Source organism: Burkholderia sp. BCC0322 (assembly GCF_902833045.1).
In the GTDB taxonomy this organism is placed as follows: Bacteria; Pseudomonadota; Gammaproteobacteria; order Burkholderiales; family Burkholderiaceae; genus Burkholderia.
Genome location: NZ_CADFDU010000016.1, coordinates 20,710 through 35,768 on the forward strand (window position 1 = coordinate 20,710; position 15,059 = coordinate 35,768).

The 15,059-nt window shown below is 63.8% G+C and carries 15 protein-coding genes and 1 tRNA gene; all 16 read right to left on the minus strand.

The annotated features are described in order from the left end of the window. Window positions 1-13: 13 nt before the first annotated feature. The 16 genes from nuoK to pnp all read right to left on the minus strand — a co-directional run bounded on the left by nuoK (window position 14) and on the right by pnp (window position 14,843). Window positions 14-319 (minus strand): NADH-quinone oxidoreductase subunit NuoK, encoded by a 306-nt coding sequence (nuoK, locus tag HWX39_RS30960; protein ID WP_006478272.1) that lies wholly within the window; start codon window positions 317-319, stop codon window positions 14-16. A gap of 18 nt (window positions 320-337) precedes the next feature. After that, a complete protein-coding gene (locus HWX39_RS30965; RefSeq protein WP_069747466.1) occupies window positions 338-988 on the minus strand; it encodes an NADH-quinone oxidoreductase subunit J in 651 nt (216 codons plus the stop codon). Window positions 989-1,100: 112 nt separating this feature from the next. Continuing rightward, window positions 1,101-1,589: an NADH-quinone oxidoreductase subunit NuoI gene (gene nuoI / locus HWX39_RS30970; protein WP_085042061.1), complete on the minus strand. Its 489-nt coding sequence runs from the start codon at window positions 1,587-1,589 to the stop codon at window positions 1,101-1,103. A gap of 12 nt (window positions 1,590-1,601) precedes the next feature. Continuing rightward, window positions 1,602-2,669, minus strand: a complete 1,068-nt coding sequence (gene nuoH, locus HWX39_RS30975; protein ID WP_175951140.1) for an NADH-quinone oxidoreductase subunit NuoH — start codon at window positions 2,667-2,669, stop codon at window positions 1,602-1,604. Further along, on the minus strand, window positions 2,670-5,000 hold the full coding sequence (nuoG, locus tag HWX39_RS30980) for an NADH-quinone oxidoreductase subunit NuoG (RefSeq protein WP_175971448.1): 2,331 nt from the start codon (window positions 4,998-5,000) through the stop codon (window positions 2,670-2,672). 82 nt (window positions 5,001-5,082) lie between these two features. Beyond that, entirely contained in the window at window positions 5,083-6,393 is a 1,311-nt protein-coding gene (nuoF, locus tag HWX39_RS30985; RefSeq protein ID WP_006478267.1) for an NADH-quinone oxidoreductase subunit NuoF, read from the minus strand. After that, entirely contained in the window at window positions 6,390-6,875 is a 486-nt protein-coding gene (nuoE, locus tag HWX39_RS30990; RefSeq protein WP_175951137.1) for an NADH-quinone oxidoreductase subunit NuoE, read from the minus strand. Before nuoE ends, nuoF begins: the two co-directional genes overlap by 4 nt. A 172-nt stretch (window positions 6,876-7,047) precedes the next feature. Beyond that, window positions 7,048-8,301: an NADH-quinone oxidoreductase subunit D gene (locus HWX39_RS30995; protein WP_009694120.1), complete on the minus strand. Its 1,254-nt coding sequence runs from the start codon at window positions 8,299-8,301 to the stop codon at window positions 7,048-7,050. A gap of 9 nt (window positions 8,302-8,310) precedes the next feature. After that, the gene (locus HWX39_RS31000) at window positions 8,311-8,913 is read right to left on the minus strand and encodes an NADH-quinone oxidoreductase subunit C (RefSeq protein ID WP_006478264.1); all 603 of its coding nucleotides are present in this window, start codon (window positions 8,911-8,913) and stop codon (window positions 8,311-8,313) included. A 21-nt stretch (window positions 8,914-8,934) separates the two neighbouring features. Then, entirely contained in the window at window positions 8,935-9,414 is a 480-nt protein-coding gene (locus HWX39_RS31005; protein WP_006398799.1) for an NADH-quinone oxidoreductase subunit B, read from the minus strand. Window positions 9,415-9,476: 62 nt separating this feature from the next. Then, on the minus strand, window positions 9,477-9,836 hold the full coding sequence (locus tag HWX39_RS31010; protein ID WP_006398798.1) for an NADH-quinone oxidoreductase subunit A: 360 nt from the start codon (window positions 9,834-9,836) through the stop codon (window positions 9,477-9,479). A 154-nt stretch (window positions 9,837-9,990) separates the two neighbouring features. Then, window positions 9,991-10,075: transfer RNA gene (locus HWX39_RS31015), tRNA-Leu, on the minus strand. Window positions 10,076-10,187: 112 nt separating this feature from the next. After that, the gene (gene secG / locus HWX39_RS31020) at window positions 10,188-10,565 is read right to left on the minus strand and encodes a preprotein translocase subunit SecG (protein WP_011352700.1); all 378 of its coding nucleotides are present in this window, start codon (window positions 10,563-10,565) and stop codon (window positions 10,188-10,190) included. A 67-nt stretch (window positions 10,566-10,632) separates the two neighbouring features. Continuing rightward, the gene (gene tpiA, locus HWX39_RS31025; RefSeq protein ID WP_175971449.1) at window positions 10,633-11,388 is read right to left on the minus strand and encodes a triose-phosphate isomerase; all 756 of its coding nucleotides are present in this window, start codon (window positions 11,386-11,388) and stop codon (window positions 10,633-10,635) included. A gap of 141 nt (window positions 11,389-11,529) precedes the next feature. Then, a complete protein-coding gene (locus HWX39_RS31030) occupies window positions 11,530-12,549 on the minus strand; it encodes an NAD(P)H-quinone oxidoreductase (RefSeq protein WP_175971450.1) in 1,020 nt (339 codons plus the stop codon). A gap of 146 nt (window positions 12,550-12,695) precedes the next feature. Further along, window positions 12,696-14,843, minus strand: coding sequence for a polyribonucleotide nucleotidyltransferase (gene pnp, locus HWX39_RS31035; protein ID WP_175971451.1), 2,148 nt, complete (start codon window positions 14,841-14,843; stop codon window positions 12,696-12,698). Between the last annotated feature and the right edge of the window lie 216 nt (window positions 14,844-15,059).

Below are 15,059 nucleotides of genomic sequence, written 5' to 3' on the forward strand. Positions count from 1 at the left end.
GCGTTGCCTGAAATTAACCTTTGAGCTGATCGAGATCCTCGACATTGATCGTGTCGAGCTTACGGAACAGGGTCACCAGAATCGCAAGACCGATCGCGGCTTCCGCTGCGGCGACAGTCAGCACGAAGAACACGAAGATCTGGCCGTGCACATCGCCGAGGTAGTGCGAAAACGCGACGAAGTTGGTATTCACCGCCAGCAGCATCAGCTCGATCGACATCAGGATGATGATGACGTTGCGGCGGTTCAGAAAGATCCCGACGATCGCGATCGCAAAGAGGATCGCGCCGAGCACGAGGTAGTGAGCAAGAGTCAGCATGGTTTTCCTTTCCTCCGCTTAGCCGTTGGTGCTCGAACCGGCTTCGCTCTGCGCCGTTTCCGGCTGCGGCTTTTCCGCGTCCATCTTCACGAGGCGCACGCGATCGTTGCGGCGCACCTTGACCTGATCCGACACGCGCTGGCGCTTGCTGTCCTTGCCCTTGCGCTCGGTCAGCCCGATCGCGGCAATGATCGCGACCAGCAGCACGAGGCCGGCGATTTCAAACGCGAAGATGTAGTCGGTATAGATCACCTTGCCGATCAGGCGCGTGTTCGACCAGTTGGCCATCTCGCCCGTCGCCATCGCGTGCACCGTCTGCGTGTCGCCGTAGCCGCGCCACAGGATCAGCGCGGTTTCGATCACGATGATCGCGCCGACCACGGTCGCCATCGGGACGAAGCGCTTGAAGTCGCGGCGCAGGTAGTCGATGTTGATGTCCAGCATCATCACGACGAACAGGAACAGCACCATCACGGCGCCCACGTAGACCAGCACCAGCAGGATCGCGAGGAACTCCGCTTCCAGCAGCATCCAGATCGCGGCGGCGTTGAAGAACGCCAGCACAAGGAAAAGCGCAGACGCCACCGGGTTGCGCGAAGTGATCACCTTCAGCCCTGATACCACCAGGAGCAGCGCGAAGATGTAGAACAGTACGGTCGTGAATTCCATGATTACCGGTTCATCGTTAGGCCATAGTCAGGCGCGGCTTGCGGAACGCTCTCGCGTGCCGCACCCGTCGCGGCGGCTCGGCCCTGGCTTCGGGCCGGCACTGCAAACACAATCAACGATACGGCGCGTCGGCAGCCTTCGCCGCGGCGATGTCCTTCTCGTAGCGATCGCCCACCGCGAGCAGCATTTCCTTCGTGAAATACAGGTCGCCGCGCTTTTCGCCGTGGTACTCGAGAATCTGCGTCTCGACGATCGAATCGACCGGGCAGCTTTCTTCGCAGAAACCGCAGAAGATGCACTTCGTCAGGTCGATGTCGTAGCGCGTCGTGCGGCGCGTGTTGTCCGCGCGCGTTTCCGACTCGATCGTGATCGCCATCGCGGGGCACACGGCCTCGCACAGCTTGCACGCGATGCAGCGCTCTTCGCCGTTTTCGTAGCGGCGCAGCGCATGCAGCCCGCGGAAACGCGGCGAAATCGGAGTCTTTTCTTCCGGGAACTGCACGGTGACCTTGCGCTTGAACGTGTAACGGCCGGTCAGCGCGAGCCCCTGCAGGAGCTCGGTCAGGAAGAAGGTCTTAAAGAAGTGTTGGATTGCCGTCATGATTTCGTCCGATTACTTCACCCAGATGTTGAGCGGCGACATCATCCAGAAGCCGACCACGACCACCCAGACCACCGTGACGGGCAGGAACACCTTCCAGCCCAAGCGCATGATCTGGTCGTAACGGAAACGCGGGAACGTCGCGCGAACCCAGATGAACACCGACAGCAGCGCGAATATCTTCAGCACCAGCCAGAAGATGCCCGGAATGAACGACAGGAATTCGAACGGTGCATCCCAGCCGCCGAGGAACAGCGTGGAGGCCAGCGCCGAGATCACGATCATGTTGATGTACTCGGCGAGGAAGAACAGCGCGAACGCCATACCCGAGTAATCGATCATGTGACCGGCAACGATTTCCGACTCCCCTTCCACCACGTCGAACGGGTGGCGGTTCGTTTCGGCGATGCCCGAGATGAAGTACACGACGAACGCGGGCAGGAGCGGCAGCCAGTTCCACGACAGGAAGTTCACGCCGTGGCCCGCGAAGAAGCCGTGCTGCTGCGAACCGACGATTTCCGACAGGTTCAGGCTGCCGGCCGTCATCAGCACCAGCACCAGCGCGAAGCCCATCGAGATTTCGTACGACACCATCTGCGCCGCGGCACGCATCGCGCCGAGGAACGCGTACTTCGAGTTCGACGCCCAGCCCGCGAGAATCACCGCGTACACGCCGATCGACGAGATCGCCATCGCGTACAGCAGGCCCGCGTTCACGTTCGCGAGGACCGCTTCGGCCTGGAACGGAATCACGGCCCACACGGCAAACGCCGGCACGACGGTCATCACCGGCGCGATCAGGTACAGCCAGCGGCTGGCGGCGCTCGGCTGAATGACTTCCTTCAGCAGCAGCTTCAAGACGTCGGCGATCGGCTGCAGCAGGCCGCCGGGGCCGACGCGGTTCGGGCCGAGACGCACGTGCATCCAGCCGATCAGCTTGCGTTCCCACAGAATCAGGTACGCGACGCACAGCAGGATGACGACGGAGACGACGAGGATGCGCACGATTGCCCACACCGTCGGCCACGCGAAGCCGAGAAGCTGGGACCCGCCCGCGTTGATCGTATCGAACAAGCTCATTTACGCCTTCTCCACCACCAGTTCACCGGACAGGCTGCCGAGCGCTGCGCCGGCAGGCGTCGCCGCCGACACGCGAACGACGGTCTCCGCAAGATTCGCGTCACGCACGGCCGGCAACTGCACCGCACGCTCGCCCTGGCGCACGCGCACCGCGTCGCCTTCCTTCAAGCCCAGCTTGTCGAACAGCGCGGCCGGCAGGGCTGCGGCATTCGCCGCCTTCGCGGCGGCCGTCAGGTGCAACGCACCTGCGCGGCGCACGAGTGCGTCGGCGTGATAGATCGGCACATCGGCCAAGCGCTCGAAACCGCCGTTCGCGGCATTCGCCGCAGCGCGCACCGGCGCGACCGACGTCTGGTTCGACAGGCGGCCCGCAACGCCGGCATCGCCGAGTGCTGCGAGACGCACGTCTTCCACGGTCTCGTATTCGAAGTTCGGCAGGCCGAGCAGGCTGCCGAGCACGCGCAGCACCTTCCAGCCCGGACGCGTGTCGCCGAGCGGGCGCACGACGCCGTTGAAGCTCTGCACGGTGCCTTCCGCATTCACGTACGTACCGGCCGTTTCCGTGAACGGCGCAACCGGCAGCAGCACGTCGGCGTAGTCGACGCCGTGCTTGAACGGCGACATCACGACGACCATTTCCGCCTGGTTCAGCGCGGCAAGCGCCTGTGCCGGATCCGCGGTGTCGAATTCCGGCTCGACGTTCAGCAGCACGTAGCCCTTGCGCGGCTGCGCGAATGCTTCGCGTGCGTTCAGGCCGCCTTCGCCCGGCAGCGCGCCGACGACGTGCGCGCCGACCGTGTTCGCCGCTTCCGTCAGGAAGCCGAACGTGGCGCCGGTGTTATCGGCGATCCACTTGGCGACGGCGTGCAGCTTTGCGAATTCCGGATGGCGGACCGCGACGTTGCCGAGCAGCACCGCGCGGCGTTCGCCGTTCGCGAGCGACTGGGCGACGGCCTGCGCGGCCGGCGATGCCGTGACGCCCGCGAGCGTGTCGGGCAGTGCGACGCCGCGCAGTTGCGCGACGGCCGCTGCGATACCGGCCAGCTGGTCGAGCCATGCCGACGGTGCGGCAACGATGCGCTGCGCGGTCGGGATCAGTGCGTCGTCACCGGTCGCGTGCAGGAAGTGCAGCTTCGCGCCGTTCTTCGCGGCCTGGCGCAGGCGGGCGGCGAACAGCGGGTGGTCGCGGCGCAGGAACGAACCGACGACGAACGCGGCGTCCACGTTCGACAGGTCGGCGATCGGCATGCCGAGCCACGGTGCGCCCTGGACCGGCGCCGAGAAATCCTGCTGACGCAGACGGAAATCGACGTTCGGCGTCTTCAGTTCGTTGGCGAGCTGCTTCACGAGGAACAGCTCTTCAGCGGTGCTGTGCGCGCTCGCGAGCATCGCCAGCGCGTTCGCGCCGTGATCCGCGGCGATGCCCTTCAGGCCCTTCGCGACGTATTCGAGTGCGGTCTGCCAATCGGTTTCGATCCACTGGCCGCCCTGCTTCAGCATCGGCTTCGTCAGGCGCTCTTCGCTGTTGAGGCCTTCATACGAGAAGCGATCCTTGTCCGAGATCCAGCATTCATTGATGGCTTCGTTCTCGAACGGCAGCACGCGCATCACGCGGTTGTTCTTCACTTGAACGACGAGGTTCGCGCCGACGGAATCGTGCGGGCTCACCGACTTGCGGCGCGACAGTTCCCAGGTACGCGCGCTGTAGCGGAAAGGCTTGCTGGTCAGCGCGCCGACCGGGCACAGGTCGATCATGTTGCCCGACATTTCGGAATCGACCGTCTTGCCGACGAACGTCGTGATTTCCGAGTGCTCGCCACGGCCCAGCATGCCGAACTCCATCACGCCGGCGACTTCCTGACCGAAGCGGACGCAGCGCGTGCAGTGGATGCAGCGCGACATTTCTTCCATCGAGATCAGCGGGCCCACGTTCTTGTGGAACACCACGCGCTTCTCTTCCGAGTAGCGCGACGACGACTTGCCGTAACCGACCGCCAGATCCTGCAGCTGGCATTCGCCGCCCTGATCGCAGATCGGGCAGTCGAGCGGATGGTTGATGAGGAGGAATTCCATCACCGACTGCTGCGCCTTCACGGCCTTGTCGGATTGCGTATGGACGATCATGCCGGCCGACACGGGGGTCGCGCAGGCAGGCACGGCCTTCGGCATCTTCTCGACTTCGACGAGACACATCCGGCAGTTGGCCGCAACCGACAGTTTCTTGTGATAGCAGAAGTGAGGAATGTACGTATCCGCCTTGTGCGCAGCCTGGATCACCATGCTGCCTTCGGGCACCTCGACCTTCTTGCCGTCTATTTCAAGTTCAACCATGATGGTGAATGGTCCTTAACCTATTTCCGCCCGTTCGCGCCTTCGCCCGACCGTGCGCTCAAATTCCGCAACCGGGTTCGCTTCAGGCTGCCGCCGCGTGCGCGTGGCCGCCGACCATGCAGTGCTTGTGCTCGACGTGGTACGCGAATTCGTCCCAGTAGTGCTTGAGCATCCCGCGTACCGGCATCGCCGCCGCATCGCCGAGTGCACAGATCGTGCGGCCCATGATGTTCTCGGCAACCGAGTTCAGCAGGTCCAGATCTTCCTGGCGGCCTTCGCCGTGCTCGATACGGTTCACGACGCGATACAGCCAGCCGGTGCCTTCACGGCACGGCGTGCACTGGCCGCACGATTCCTCGTAGTAGAAGTACGACAGGCGCAGCAGCGAGCGCACCATGCAGCGCGTCTCGTCCATCACGATCACCGCGCCGGAACCGAGCATCGAGCCCGCCTTCGCGATCGAATCGTAGTCGAGATCCGTCTGCATCATGATGTCGCCCGGGATCACCGGCGCCGACGAACCGCCCGGAATCACGGCCTTGATCTTCTTGCCGCCGCGCATCCCGCCGGCAAGCTCCATCAGCGTCGCGAACGGCGTGCCGAGCGGCACTTCATAGTTGCCCGGACGCTCGACGTCGCCCGACACCGAGAAAATCTTCGTGCCGCCGTTGTTCGGCTTGCCGATCTCGAGGTAATTCTGCGGCCCGATGGACAGCAGGAACGGCACCGCCGCGAACGTCTCGGTGTTGTTGATCGTGGTGGGCTTGCCGTACACGCCGAAGCTCGCCGGGAACGGCGGCTTGAAGCGCGGCTGGCCCTTCTTGCCTTCGAGCGACTCGAGCAGTGCCGTTTCCTCGCCGCAGATGTACGCGCCGTAACCGTGGTGCGCGTGCAGCTGGAACGAGAATTCCGAGCCCATGATGTTGTCGCCGAGGAACCCGGCAGCGCGCGCCTCGTCGAGCGCGGCTTCGAAGCGTCGATACACTTCGAAGATTTCGCCGTGGATGTAGTTGTAGCCGACGGTGATGCCCATCGCGTACGCGCCGATGGCCATGCCTTCGATCAGCGCGTGCGGGTTCCAGCGCAGGATGTCGCGATCCTTGAACGTGCCCGGCTCGCCTTCGTCCGAGTTGCAGACGAGATACTTCTGCCCCGGGAACTGGCGCGGCATGAAGCTCCACTTCAGGCCGGTCGGGAAGCCTGCGCCGCCACGGCCACGCAGGCCCGACGCCTTGACGTCGGCGATCACCTGCTCGGGCGGAATCTTTTCTTCGAGAATGCGGCGCAGCTGCTTGTAGCCGCCGCGCGCGACGTAATCTTCGAGATGCCAGTTCTCGCCGTTCAGACCAGCGAGGATCAGCGGTTTGATGTGACGGTCGTGGAGGGACGTCATTTCGAGAGCTCCTCAAGCAGCTGGTCGATCTTGTCGCGGCTCATGAAGCTGCACATTCTGTGATTGTTCACCAGCAGCACCGGTGCATCGCCGCACGAGCCCATGCATTCGCCTTCCTTCAGCGTGAACTTGCCGTCGGGCGTGGTCTCGCCGAAGCCGATGCCCAGCTTCTGTTTCAGGTAGTCGGCAGTCGCTTCAGCGCCACCGTCCGGACCCAGCTGGCACGGCAGGTTCGTGCAGAGCGTGATCTTGTGCTTGCCGACCGGGTTGAGCTCGTACATCGTGTAGAACGTCGCGACTTCCTGCACGGCAACGGCCGGCATGCCGAGATAGTCCGCAACGAACTGCATCAGTTCGGGCGACAGCCAGCCGTGCTCTTCCTGAGCAACGGCCAACGCCGACATCACGGCGGACTGTTTCTGATCGGCGGGATACTTCGTCAACGCTCGATCGATTTCCTTCAGGCCTTCAGCTGAGATCATTTTCAGACACGACTCTTTCAATTCCTACCGAACGAACAACCTGCCGCACACTGGGGTGCATGGACGGCAGACCTGGCGCTCACTCTGTTGACAGCTTGCGAAGCCGCGCCGGTTCAGCGCGCATCGCGTGTGACTTACTGCTCGCCGCCCGCTCGCGCGGGCAGCGCAACCATTAGCGATCGATTTCGCCGAACACGATGTCCTGCGTACCGATGATCGTGACGGCGTCGGCGATCATGTGACCGCGCGCCATTTCGTCGAGCGACGCCAGGTGAGCGAAACCCGGTGCGCGAATCTTGAGGCGATACGGCTTGTTCGCACCATCCGACACGAGGTAGATGCCGAACTCACCCTTCGGATGCTCGACCGCCGCGTACGCTTCGCCTTCCGGCACATGGAAACCTTCGGTGAAGAGCTTGAAGTGGTGAATCAAGTCTTCCATGTTGGTCTTCATGCCGACGCGCGACGGCGGTGCAACCTTGTGATTGTCCGTCATCACCGGGCCCGGATTCTTGCGGAGCCACTCAATACACTGTTTCGCGATGCGGATCGACTGGCGCATTTCTTCGACGCGCACTAGATAGCGGTCGTAGCAATCGCCGTTCACGCCGACCGGCACGTCGAAATCCAAGCGATCGTACACTTCGTACGGCTGCTTCTTGCGCAGGTCCCAGGCGATGCCCGAGCCGCGCAGCATCGGGCCCGTCAGGCCCATCTGCAGCGCGCGTTCCGGGCTGACCACGCCGATCCCGACCAGACGCTGTTTCCAGATCCGGTTGTCGGTGAGCAGCGTTTCGTATTCGTCGACGCACTTCGGGAAGCGCGTGAAGAAGTCGTCGATGAAGTCGAGCACCGAACCGCTGCGCGCTTCGTTCATCTTCGCGAGCGCCTTCTCGTTGCGAATCTTCGACGCCTTGTATTGCGGCATTGCGTCAGGCAGGTCGCGGTAGACGCCACCCGGACGGTAGTACGCCGCGTGCATCCGGGCGCCGGACACCGCTTCGTACACGTCCATCAGGTCTTCGCGTTCACGGAATGCGTACAGGAACACGGCCATCGCGCCGACGTCGAGCGCGTGCGCACCGATCCACATCAGGTGGTTCAGCACACGCGTGATTTCGTCGAACAGCACGCGGATGTACTGCGCACGCTCCGGCACGTCGATGCCGAGCAGCTTTTCGATCGCGAGCACGTAGCCGTGCTCGTTGACCATCATCGACACGTAGTCGAGACGGTCCATGTACGGCACGGACTGGATGAACGTCTTGGATTCCGCGAGCTTTTCGGTCGCGCGGTGCAGCAGGCCGATGTGCGGATCGGCACGCTGGATGACTTCGCCGTCGAGCTCGAGCACGAGGCGCAGCACGCCGTGCGCTGCCGGGTGCTGCGGGCCGAAGTTGAGCGTGTAGTTCTTGATTTCTGCCATGACGCCCCCTTAATGTTTCAGACCGCCATAGCGATCCTCGCGGATCACGCGCGGCGTGATTTCGCGCGGCTCGATCGTCACCGGCTGGTACACGACCCGCTTCTCTTCCGGGTCGTAACGCATTTCGACATAGCCCGACACCGGGAAGTCCTTGCGGAACGGGTGGCCGATGAAGCCGTAGTCGGTGAGGATGCGGCGCAGGTCGGGGTGGCCTTCGAACACGATGCCGTACAGGTCGAACGCTTCGCGCTCGTACCAGTTCGCGGAGGTCCAGATGTCGACCAGCGATGCCACGATCGGCAGGTCGTCGTCCGGCGCGAATGCGCGCAGGCGCAGGCGCCAGTTGTTCGTGACCGACAGCAGGTGCGACACGGCCGCGAAACGCGGGCCGTCGTAGGCGCCGTCGCCGAAGGTCTGGTAGTCGACGCCGCACAGGTCGATCAACTGCTCGAAACGGAGCTTCGGATCGTCGCGCAGTGTCTTTGCGACTTCGAGGTAATCGCTCGCCTTCACGACGAGCGTCAGTTCACCGATCGCTTCGGTGAGGCTCACCACGCGCGCGCCGAGCGCGGCTTCGAGGTTTGCCTTGAGAGTCTCGATTTTGCTTGCCATATTGAGGGAACGCTCGGGGCTTTATTGACGGGCGATGGTATTGGTGCGACGGATCTTCGCCTGAAGCTGGATCACGCCGTAGACCAGCGCCTCGGCCGTGGGCGGACAGCCCGGCACGTAGACGTCGACCGGCACGATCCGGTCGCAGCCACGGACCACCGAGTACGAGTAATGGTAGTAGCCGCCGCCGTTCGCGCACGATCCCATCGAGATCACCCAGCGCGGCTCGGCCATCTGGTCGTACACGCGACGCAGCGCGGGCGCCATCTTGTTGCAGAGCGTGCCAGCGACGATCATCACGTCCGACTGACGCGGGCTCGGGCGGAACACGACGCCGAACCGGTCCAGGTCGTAACGGGCCGCGCCCGCATGCATCATTTCGACGGCGCAACACGCGAGCCCGAACGTCATCGGCCACAGCGAGCCGGTACGCGTCCAGTTGATCAGCTTGTCAGCCGTCGTGGTGACAAACCCTTCCTTCAAGACCCCTTCGATACTCATTTGCTTTCCACTCCAGACGAGCGACCGAGCGTGGCCGCCCATGCAAACCGGCGATTAACCCATCACTCCCAGTCGAGGCCGCCTTTCTTCCAGATATAGGCAAAGCCCAGCAGGAATTCGAGCAGAAAAATCATCATTGCGATGAAACCCGGCCAGCCGATATCCCGGAGCGCGACGCCCCACGGAAACAGGAATGCGGTTTCGAGATCGAAGATGATGAACAGGATAGCGACGAGGTAGTACCGGACGTCGAATTTCATCCGGGCGTCTTCAAAGGCCTCGAAGCCGCACTCGTACGGTGCATTCTTCTCGACGTCCGGCTTGTTGGGACCCAGGAGCTTGCCGATGCTGACCAGCGCTATACCTAAACCAGTGCCCACGAGGAGGAACAACAAGACGGGGTAATAGGCTGCGAGGTTCAAGGCAATCCTCTATCGGTTGGTTCTGAGCGTCCGGAGAATACCACCATCCGGCGGAAGGAATCATTTCGGAGTACAGGCGATCGCAAGACAACCGCAAGCACACCCCAGAAATGAAAAATGCCAGCCACTAGAAGCGGCTGGCATTGAGTAACTTTGGTGCCGACGGCGAGACTCGAACTCGCACAGCTTTCGCCACTACCCCCTCAAGATAGCGTGTCTACCAATTTCACCACGTCGGCACTGCATGCAACCGGGGTTGTAACTACTTGTTTCCCGCGAATCGCTTCAAGAATTAAATTCTAACCCGACTTCCAGAATTGTTCAACGCACAACCGCAAAAATTTTAACTTTTTATTTCGGGACGTCCTGGCCCGGCGCGCTTGCAGCCGAACCTGCCGCAGCGGATGCCGCAACAGCCGGTGCCGATGCCGCAGGCGCGGATGCCGGGGCGGTCGCGACCCCACCCAGCACGCCCGCCGACGGCGTCGACTTGTACGAACCGAGGTACGTCAGCGCGAGCGTCGCGACGAAGAAGATCGTCGCAAGAATGCCCGTCGTACGCGACAGGAAGTTCGCCGAGCCCGTTGCGCCGAACAGGCTGCCCGACGCGCCGCTGCCGAACGCAGCGCCCATGTCCGCACCCTTGCCGTGCTGCAACAGCACGAGACCAATCACACCGAGTGCAGACAGCACCTGCACCACAATAATCAGCGTCTTGAATAACAGCATCACACCCACCCGAATGGATCAGGCGACCGACCGGCCGCCGTCATGGTTCAATTCGATCGCAGACCGCTCAACGCGCGGCCCGGCAGATCGCCAGGAAATCTTCCGCCTTCAGCGACGCGCCGCCGATCAGGCCACCGTCGATGTCCGGCTGCGCAAACAGCTCTTCCGCGTTGTCCGGCTTCACGCTGCCGCCGTACAGCACGGACACGTCCGCCGCGCCCTTTGCCGCGAGACGTGCGCGCAGGAATGCGTGCACGTCCTGTGCCTGCGCCGACGTCGCGCTCTTGCCTGTGCCGATCGCCCAGACCGGCTCGTACGCGACGACGATCCGTGCAGCCTCGTCGGCCGTCAGCACGGCCAGCACGGCGTCGATCTGCGCACCGACCACCTGCTCGGTCGCACCCGACTCGCGCTCGTCGAGCGTCTCGCCAACGCACACGACAGGCGTGAGCCCCGCTGCGAGCGCGCGCTGCGCCTTCGCCGCGACCGTCTCGTTGCGTTCGCCGTGATACGCGCGGCGCTCCGAGTGACCGACAATCGCATAACGCGCGCCAAACTCCGCGACCATCACGGCCGCCACTTCACCGGTGAACGCGCCTTGCTCGTGCGCCGACACGTCCTGCGCACCCCATGCGATACGGCCGCCGTCGAGTTGCGCCTGAACCTGCGCGAGATACGGGAACGGCACGCACACGCCGACCGACGTTTCGGCCGCCACCGCGCCCGCGCCCTGCACCACTTCGTTCAGCAACGCCTGGTTGCCGGCCAGCCGGCCGTGCATCTTCCAGTTGCCGATCACACGCTTAGTTCTCTGTTTCGACATCGTGTCTGTCTCGTCACCGCTTGGTCATTAACGCGCCGGAATCCGGCCGTCAGGTTTGATCTGGCGAAGCAAACCGGCGATTTTACTGCGCGCGGCTTGAACCGGTCAAACCGCGCATGTCAAGCCCGGCCGCATGGGCCGTCAGGCGTTCGTACCCCAATCGAGCACGATCTTGCCGGTGTGCTCGCTGCTTTCCATCAGCGCGTGCGCCTGCGCGGCGTCCGCAGCCGGCAATACGCGATAGATCACCGGCTTGATGCGGCCGTCGGCAAGCAGCGGCCACACGCGCGCCTTCAGTTGCGCGGCGATCTGCGCCTTGAACTCGACCGGACGCGGGCGCAGCGTCGAACCCGTGATCGTCAGCCGGCGACGCAGGATCTCGCCCAGGTTGACATCGGCCTTCGCACCGCCGAGCAGCGCGATCAGCACGAGACGGCCGCCATCCGCGAGCGCGGACAGTTCGCGCGACACGTACGAGCCCGCCACCATGTCGAGAATCACGTCGACGCCGCGATCGTGCGTCAGCGACTTCACGACCTCGACGAAGTCTTCGGTCTTGTAGTTGATCGCGCGTTCGGCGCCGAGCGCCTCGCACGCGCGGCATTTGTCGGCGGTGCCGGCCGTCGCGAACACGCGAAAGCCAAGCGCATGCGCGATCTGGATTGCCGTCACGCCGATGCCGCTCGAGCCGCCCTGCACGAGCAGCGTTTCCTGCTCGCCCCCCTCTCCCGTGCCGAGCTGCGCACGGTCGAACACGTTGCTCCACACCGTGAAAAACGTTTCGGGCAGCGACGCGGCCTCGATATCGGTGAGCCCGCCGGGCACCGGCAGGCATTGCGGCAGCGGCGCGACCGCATACTCGGCATAGCCGCCGCCCGCGAGCAACGCGCACACGCGATCGCCGAGCTTCAGGCCGAACGGATTCAGCGCGGCGTCCGACAGATCGCCGCCGACGATCTCGCCCGCGACCTCGAGGCCCGGCAGATCCGACGCACCCGGCGGCGGCGCATACGCGCCCTTGCGCTGGAACACGTCGGGCCGGTTCACACCGGAAGCCGCCACCTTGATCAGCACTTCGCCGCGCTTCGGTTCGGGGCGCGAACGCTCCGCAAGCTTCAGCACGTCGGGGGCACCGAATTCGGTGATTTCGATGGCTTTCATGGTGGTGGTCGCTCCAGGATCAGGATCGGATGGCGCGCCCGCACGCGGCACGGGCGCCTGGCCGGCGCTGCTGCGCCGCACAACGATGCTACAGAAAAAACGGCCGGCACGCTTTCGCACTGCCGGCCGTTGGTCCGCCTGCCCGCTTACTGCTGCGGCGGCGTGTCCGACTGCGGCGCCGCCGCTGTTTCATTCAGCAGCGCCTTCGCCGACAGACGCACGCGACCCTTTTCGTCCGTCTGGATGACCTTGACCTTCACTTGCTGGCCTTCCTTCAGGTAGTCGTTGATGTCCTTCACACGCTCGTTGACGATTTCCGAGATGTGCAGCAGACCATCCTTGCCCGGCAGCAGGTTCACGATCGCGCCGAAATCGAGCAGCTTCAGAACCGTGCCTTCGTACACCTGGCCGACTTCGATTTCGGCCGTGATGTTCTCAATGCGCTTCTTCGCTTCGGCCATGCCGTCGCTGTTCGTGCTTGCGATCGTCACGACGCCGTCGTCGGAGATGTCGATGGTCGTGCCGGTTTCTTCCGTCAGCGCACGGATCACCGAACCGCCCTTGCCGATCACGTCGCGGATCTTTTCCGGGTTGATCTTGATCGTGATCATGCGCGGAGCGAATTCCGACAGTTGCGTGTTCGCACCGGAAACGGCCTGCGTCATCTTGCCGAGGATGTGCATGCGGCCTTCCTTCGCCTGCGCGAGCGCGACCTGCATGATTTCCTTCGTGATGCCCTGGATCTTGATGTCCATCTGCAGTGCCGTCACGCCTTGCTCCGTGCCGGCCACCTTGAAGTCCATGTCGCCGAGGTGATCTTCGTCGCCGAGGATGTCGGTCAGCACCGCGAACTTGTTGCCTTCGAGGATCAGGCCCATCGCGATACCCGCGACGTGCGCCTTCATCGGCACGCCGGCGTCCATCAGCGCGAGACAGCCGCCGCACACCGATGCCATCGACGACGAACCGTTCGATTCGGTGATTTCCGACACGACGCGGATCGAGTAGCCGAATTCATCTGCGCTCGGCAGGCACTTGACCAGCGCACGCTTCGCGAGGCGGCCGTGGCCGATTTCGCGGCGCTTCGGCGAGCCGACGCGGCCCGTTTCGCCGGTTGCAAACGGGGGCATGTTGTAGTGGAGCATGAAGCGCTCGCGGTACTCGCCTTCGAGCGCATCGATGATCTGCTCGTCACCCTTCGTGCCGAGCGTCGCGACGACCAGCGCCTGCGTCTCGCCGCGCGTGAACAGCGCCGAGCCGTGGGTACGCGGCAGCACGCCGGTGCGGATTTCGATCGGGCGCACGGTGCGCGTGTCGCGGCCGTCGATGCGCGGCTCGCCGTTCAGGATCTGCGAACGGACGATCTTGGCTTCGATGTCGAACAGCACGTTGCCGACGGTTGCCTTGTCCGCTGCGACCGTACCGGCCGCCAGCGCGTCTTCCTCGAGCTTCGCCGAGGTTGCTGCGTAGACTTCCTTCAGCTTCGCCGAGCGTGCCTGCTTGTCGCGGAGCTGGTAAGCAGCGAGCAGGTCGTTCTGTGCCAGCTCGGTCACGCGCGCGATCAGCGCTTCGTTCTTCGGTGCCGGCTGCCAGTCCCACTCGGGCTTGCCGCCTTCGCGCACCAGTTCGTGGATCGCGTCGATCGCGACCTGCATTTGCTCGTGGCCGAACACCACGGCGCCCAGCATCACGTCTTCCGACAGTTGATCGGCTTCCGATTCGACCATCAGCACGGCACGTTCCGTACCCGCGACGACGAGGTCGAGGCTCGACGCCTTGATCTGGTCACGCGTCGGGTTCAGCACGTACGCGTTGTCGATGTAGGCAACGCGTGCGGCGCCGACCGGGCCGTTGAACGGCAGACCCGACACGGCGAGCGCAGCCGATGCGCCGATCAGCGCGGGGATGTCCGCCGGGATTTCCGGATTCACGGACAGCACGTGGATCACGACCTGGACTTCGTTGTAGAAGCCTTCCGGGAACAGCGGGCGCAGCGGACGGTCGATCAGGCGCGACGTCAGCGTCTCGTGCTCCGACGGACGGCCTTCGCGACGGAAGAAGCCGCCCGGGATCTTGCCGGCCGAGTAGGTCTTCTCGAGGTAGTCGACGGTCAGCGGGAAGAAATCCTGACCCGGCTTCGCCGACTTCGCGCCGACGACGGTTGCCAGCACGACGGTGTCTTCGACGTCGACGATCACGGCACCACTTGCCTGGCGAGCGACTTCACCGGTTTCGAGGCGCACCTTGTGCTGGCCCCACTGGAATTCCTTCACGACCTTGTTGAACATGGACATGGTTGCTCCTTTGAATTCATGCATTTCATTCGCCGCGCCGGCCATCCCGCGCGGCGGCGTCCCGACCGAATCACCCGGAGCAAGGTGTGTTTTTTATGCCATTCCAGCGCGGCGCTCGTGCAGCGACGCGCTGGAATGACACAAATCCTGCCCCGGTATCGGTCGTGGCGGCGGCCCCGCACCTACGTGCCGGACAGCCTGCGGTGCGCGTGACGC

Bases quoted from the DNA above. Each gene is read 5' to 3' on its own strand.
- nuoK (WP_006478272.1), bottom strand. From the start codon at position 319: ATGCTGACTCTTGCTCACTACCTCGTGCTCGGCGCGATCCTCTTTGCG.
- HWX39_RS30965 (WP_069747466.1), bottom strand. From the start codon at position 988: ATGGAATTCACGACCGTACTGTTCTACATCTTCGCGCTGCTCCTGGTG.
- nuoI (WP_085042061.1), bottom strand. From the start codon at position 1,589: ATGACGGCAATCCAACACTTCTTTAAGACCTTCTTCCTGACCGAGCTC.
- nuoH (WP_175951140.1), bottom strand. From the start codon at position 2,669: ATGAGCTTGTTCGATACGATCAACGCGGGCGGGTCCCAGCTTCTCGGC.
- nuoG (WP_175971448.1), bottom strand. From the start codon at position 5,000: ATGGTTGAACTTGAAATAGACGGCAAGAAGGTCGAGGTGCCCGAAGGC.
- nuoF (WP_006478267.1), bottom strand. From the start codon at position 6,393: ATGACGTCCCTCCACGACCGTCACATCAAACCGCTGATCCTCGCTGGT.
- nuoE (WP_175951137.1), bottom strand. From the start codon at position 6,875: ATGATCTCAGCTGAAGGCCTGAAGGAAATCGATCGAGCGTTGACGAAG.
- HWX39_RS30995 (WP_009694120.1), bottom strand. From the start codon at position 8,301: ATGGCAGAAATCAAGAACTACACGCTCAACTTCGGCCCGCAGCACCCG.
- HWX39_RS31000 (WP_006478264.1), bottom strand. From the start codon at position 8,913: ATGGCAAGCAAAATCGAGACTCTCAAGGCAAACCTCGAAGCCGCGCTC.
- HWX39_RS31005 (WP_006398799.1), bottom strand. From the start codon at position 9,414: ATGAGTATCGAAGGGGTCTTGAAGGAAGGGTTTGTCACCACGACGGCT.
- secG (WP_011352700.1), bottom strand. From the start codon at position 10,565: ATGCTGTTATTCAAGACGCTGATTATTGTGGTGCAGGTGCTGTCTGCA.
- tpiA (WP_175971449.1), bottom strand. From the start codon at position 11,388: ATGTCGAAACAGAGAACTAAGCGTGTGATCGGCAACTGGAAGATGCAC.
- HWX39_RS31030 (WP_175971450.1), bottom strand. From the start codon at position 12,549: ATGAAAGCCATCGAAATCACCGAATTCGGTGCCCCCGACGTGCTGAAG.
- pnp (WP_175971451.1), bottom strand. From the start codon at position 14,843: ATGTCCATGTTCAACAAGGTCGTGAAGGAATTCCAGTGGGGCCAGCAC.